This window comes from Phyllobacterium sp. P5_D12, from assembly GCF_054049495.1.
The window spans coordinates 1-3,799 of record NZ_JBFUMG010000435.1 but is presented as its reverse complement, the minus strand read 5'-3'; the positions used below and the strand labels follow the sequence as shown (position 1 = coordinate 3,799).

The window sequence follows — 3,799 nt, the reverse complement described above, 5'->3', positions numbered from 1 at the left end:
GCTTTCGTCAGCAAGATCGGGGCGGAATGCGTTCAGCCGCTTGTCGAGATTTTCAGCTTTCAAAGCGGCAATCCTCTTGCTTTGGCGATAATCAGGTCGCCGAGCCTTTCAACATACAGCGCACCTTTTACCGTTCTCTTGACGAGAACATTGCGCTTGTCCTTCTCATCGCGGTGTCGATCGACCAAACCGTAGGATCCCATTGTGTCGAGAGCGCGAGTGATGACGGGTTTTGTTACACCGAGCTTTGCCGCCATGCCCCGTATCGTGTGCGGCGGCTGTTCGAGATAAACCGTCAGAAGTACGGCCAGCTGTCGCATCGTAAGATCATGGGCATCGTCGCGCACCTCCGACAGCGCAATTTCCTTCCACAATGTCAGTGCCTGAAGCGGTCTCAGCTCTATATTCATGAACGTCACCCGCGATCATTTCGGCTCCGTTCCATTCTAGCCGTTGCATCGAACCACGCAAGGCAATCATTTGCTCGGGTAACGCTCTTTAAGAAGATGGTAAAGTGCGCGGATAGCCTGTGCCTCGCCTCCAATCGGAGCGTGCGGCTTCTCCACCGGGTTCCAGCCGAAAATATCGAAATGCGCCCAGACCTTCGCCTTGCCGACGAAGCGTTGCAGGAATAGTGCCGCAGTGATCGATCCGGCAAAACCGTCAGAGGTGACATTGTTGATATCGGCGACACGGGAAGAGAGTCTGGCGTCATAGGGTTGCCAAAGGGGCATGCGCCATACGGGATCGGCAACCGCATCTGCGGAGACCGCGACCTCCGAAGCAAATCCATCATCATTGGTATAGAAGGGCGGCAAATCCGGGCCCAGCGCGACACGTGCTGCGCCGGTCAGGGTAGCCATGTCGATGAGGATTTCCGGCTCGTCGTCATCAGCCAATGCAAGCGCATCCGCGAGGATCAAGCGTCCCTCTGCATCAGTATTCCCGATCTCGACGGTCAGGCCCTTGCGGCTGGTCAATATGTCTCCAGGGCGAAACGCATTGGCCGAAATCGAATTTTCGACCGCCGGTATCAGTACACGCAACCTGATCGGCAGCCTTGCATCCATGATCAGTCCAGCCAGCGCCAGCACGTTGGCCGCGCCGCCCATATCCTTTTTCATCAGGAGCATGCCGCTCGAAGGCTTTATATCCAAACCGCCTGTGTCGAAGCAAACGCCTTTGCCGACCAGTGTTACCTTTGGCGCATTTTTGTTGCCCCATGCAAAATCGATCAGGCGAGGTTCCTGGCTTCCTGCCCGTCCTACCGCGTGGATCATGGGGAGATTCTTTTTCAACAGATCATCGCCCTTGATCACGCTGAACGTTGCCTTGTGTTCTTCGGCAACGTTTCGTACCGCTGCTTCCAGCGCTACGGGGCCCATATCGTTGGTCGGCGTGTTAATAAGATCCCGTGCCAGCGTGACGGCCTTGGCGAGCCGTTTCACATCCGTCTCATCGGCGCCCTTGGGTGTCGAAAGCGTGACTTCAGCATCATCTTTTTTCGTGTAGCGCGTAAATTTATAACCTCCGAGGAGAAACGCCAAAGCAGTGAGATCTGGCTCGCTGACTGGGCTCGCAATGTACCAGTCCCCTTTTGGCAACGCACTGGCCAGCTTGCCGGCAACGAGCCGGATATCGTCCTTGCCAATGCCGAACAGAGCACCCGCAACGTCGCCGTTCTCCCCCGGAACAACAAGAACACGGGCAGCCTGGCCATCAAACCCATTGGCTTTCGCCCATGCAAGGGCAGTACTATCGAGGCCGGCATCTTCCAATTCGCCTTTTTTCACGAACCAGATCGGCTTGCTGCCTGCCATTGTTCCAACTTTGATATCACTAGCCATAACGTTCTCTTCTCGCTCGTACTTTTGTACCGCACCCTCAGGTCATTAACCGTCCGTTAGGGTTAACAGAATATTTCTAAGCCAAGGAAATGGTTAACGCACAGGTGATTTGTGCTGCGGATGGGGCAAACTATGACAAGCGTTGGCATTATTCAATGTAATCGCCGCTTCATTTATGCTGTTGCAATTGTCGCGTTGGCCTCCGGAATTTCCGGCTGCACAACCACCGACAAGACGACGACAGGATCGATCACCCCGGCCGCCACTACCACCGACACGCTTCCCGCTGGCAATTTCGATCAGATGAACCAGGAACAGCTGATGCAGGCTTCGTCCAGCCTCGGCAAGCGCTACGAAGCAAATCCCAAAGACAGATCTGCGGCGCTGAATTTTTCCACTGTCTTGCGCATGACCGGTCGCAGCGATCAGGCTCTCGCCGTGATGCGAAGCCTCGCCATTGCCTACCCGAAAGATCGCCAGGTGCTCGCCGCCTATGGCAAAGCGCTCGCCAGCACAGGCGAGTTCGACGCGGCTCTCGACGCGCTACGCCGCGCCCAGACGCCGGAATACCCGGATTGGAAACTGCTCTCGGCGGAAGGTGCCATCCTCGATCAAATGGGCAAGACGGGCGAAGCTCGTGATCTCTACAAGCAGGCACTGATCATTAGTCCAAACGAAGCTTCGATCCTGTCCAACATGGGCATGTCCTACGTCCTCTCGGGGGAATTGGCCACTGCCGAACAATATATGCGCCAGGCCGTGAATGCGAAGGGTTCTGACAGCCGCGTGCGGCAGAACCTTGCACTTGTCGTTGGGCTGCAGGGGCGTTTTGACGAAGCCGAGAATATCGCCAAACAGGAACTTTCGCCCCAGCAGGCGCAGACCAACGTGCGATATCTGCGGTCGATGTTGTCGCAACAAAATTCATGGAACATGCTGAAAGACAAGAAGCAGCCCAAGAGCTGATCGTTTCGTCCGACACAGCAAAACAGCCGCCCAGTCAGGCGGCTTTTTCACGAACCAAATGAAGTAGTTATTTTGGCGTTGCGGGGCCGAATATGCCACCCTGAGCCTGTACTTGAATGACGGCAGGTCCCAGAATGACGCAGAACAACACGGGAAGCAGAAAGAGGATCATTGGAACTGTCAGCTTTGGCGGCAGTGCCGCAGCCTTCTTTTCGGCCGCCATCAAACGCATCTCGCGGCTCTCGTCGGATAGAACGCGCAAGGCAGTGCCGATCGACGTGCCGTAACGTTCCGATTGAACCAGCGCCTGTACCACGGACTTTACGGTTTCGAGCCCTGTGCGGATCGCAAGATTGTCATAGGCTTGGCGCCGCTCCGGCAAGAACGAAAGTTCCGCATTTGTCAGGACCAGCTCCTCAGCCAGCTCGCCCGACTGAACGCCGATCTCTTCCGATACCTTTTTGAAAGCGGCTTCGATCGACATGCCCGACTCCACACAGATCAACAACAGGTCCAGAGCATCGGGCCATGCCATTTGTATGGATTGCTTTCGCTTGCCAGCAACATTTCTCACATAGAGATTTGGCAGATAGAAGCCAACATACGCGCCGGCAAAGCACGCCGCCAACCGAATAAGCGTCGATTTATCCGCAAGGCCGTCCAAGCCGAAAACATAGAGAACCGCAAGAGCGAGCGTAATAAATGGCAGGCCAAACCGTGCCGCCAGAAAGATATTCAGAGCGTTCTGTCCCCGAAAGCCGGCCATGCGCAGCGCGGCGAGCGTCTTTTCGTCAGCGAGTGCCCGTTGCAGATCCAGTCTTTCGACAAACTGGCGTACGCCTTGCCGTTCCGTTAGCCGCAGGGACTTGCCGTTCTTGCGTCTGCTATCGCTTTCCGAAGCAAGACGTGACCTTTCGCGCGACCTGATCTGGTCACGCTCAAGAGCAACCGATTTCATGCGCGTTTTAAGCCCCGCCCCCGACAGC

At 55.9% G+C, this 3,799-nt stretch carries 4 protein-coding genes; 1 reads left to right on the top strand and 3 read right to left on the bottom strand.

Annotation, left to right across the window (positions count from 1 at the left end; all coding sequences use genetic code 11):
* Positions 1–59 precede the first annotated feature (59 nt).
* On the bottom strand, positions 60–410 hold the full coding sequence (locus ACXJ5O_RS21200) for a MarR family transcriptional regulator (protein WP_457301615.1): 351 nt from the start codon (positions 408–410) through the stop codon (positions 60–62).
* Between the two features lie 66 nt (positions 411–476).
* The gene (locus ACXJ5O_RS21195) at positions 477–1,847 is read right to left on the bottom strand and encodes a leucyl aminopeptidase family protein (RefSeq protein ID WP_457301614.1); all 1,371 of its coding nucleotides are present in this window, start codon (positions 1,845–1,847) and stop codon (positions 477–479) included.
* A gap of 132 nt (positions 1,848–1,979) precedes the next feature.
* On the opposite strand from ACXJ5O_RS21195, the gene ACXJ5O_RS21190 reads away from it, so the two are divergent.
* Positions 1,980–2,813, top strand: coding sequence for a tetratricopeptide repeat protein (locus ACXJ5O_RS21190; protein WP_457301613.1), 834 nt, complete (start codon positions 1,980–1,982; stop codon positions 2,811–2,813).
* A gap of 67 nt (positions 2,814–2,880) precedes the next feature.
* Here ACXJ5O_RS21190 and ACXJ5O_RS21185 read toward each other — a convergent pair.
* Positions 2,881–3,799: type II secretion system F family protein (locus ACXJ5O_RS21185; protein WP_457301612.1), on the bottom strand; the 919-nt coding region annotated here is incomplete at its 5' end.

Coding starts and splice junctions, on each gene's coding strand:
- ACXJ5O_RS21195 (WP_457301614.1), bottom strand. CDS start 1,847: ATGGCTAGTGATATCAAAGTTGGAACAATGGCAGGCAGCAAGCCGATC.
- ACXJ5O_RS21190 (WP_457301613.1), top strand. CDS start 1,980: ATGACAAGCGTTGGCATTATTCAATGTAATCGCCGCTTCATTTATGCT.
- ACXJ5O_RS21200 (WP_457301615.1), bottom strand. CDS start 410: ATGAATATAGAGCTGAGACCGCTTCAGGCACTGACATTGTGGAAGGAA.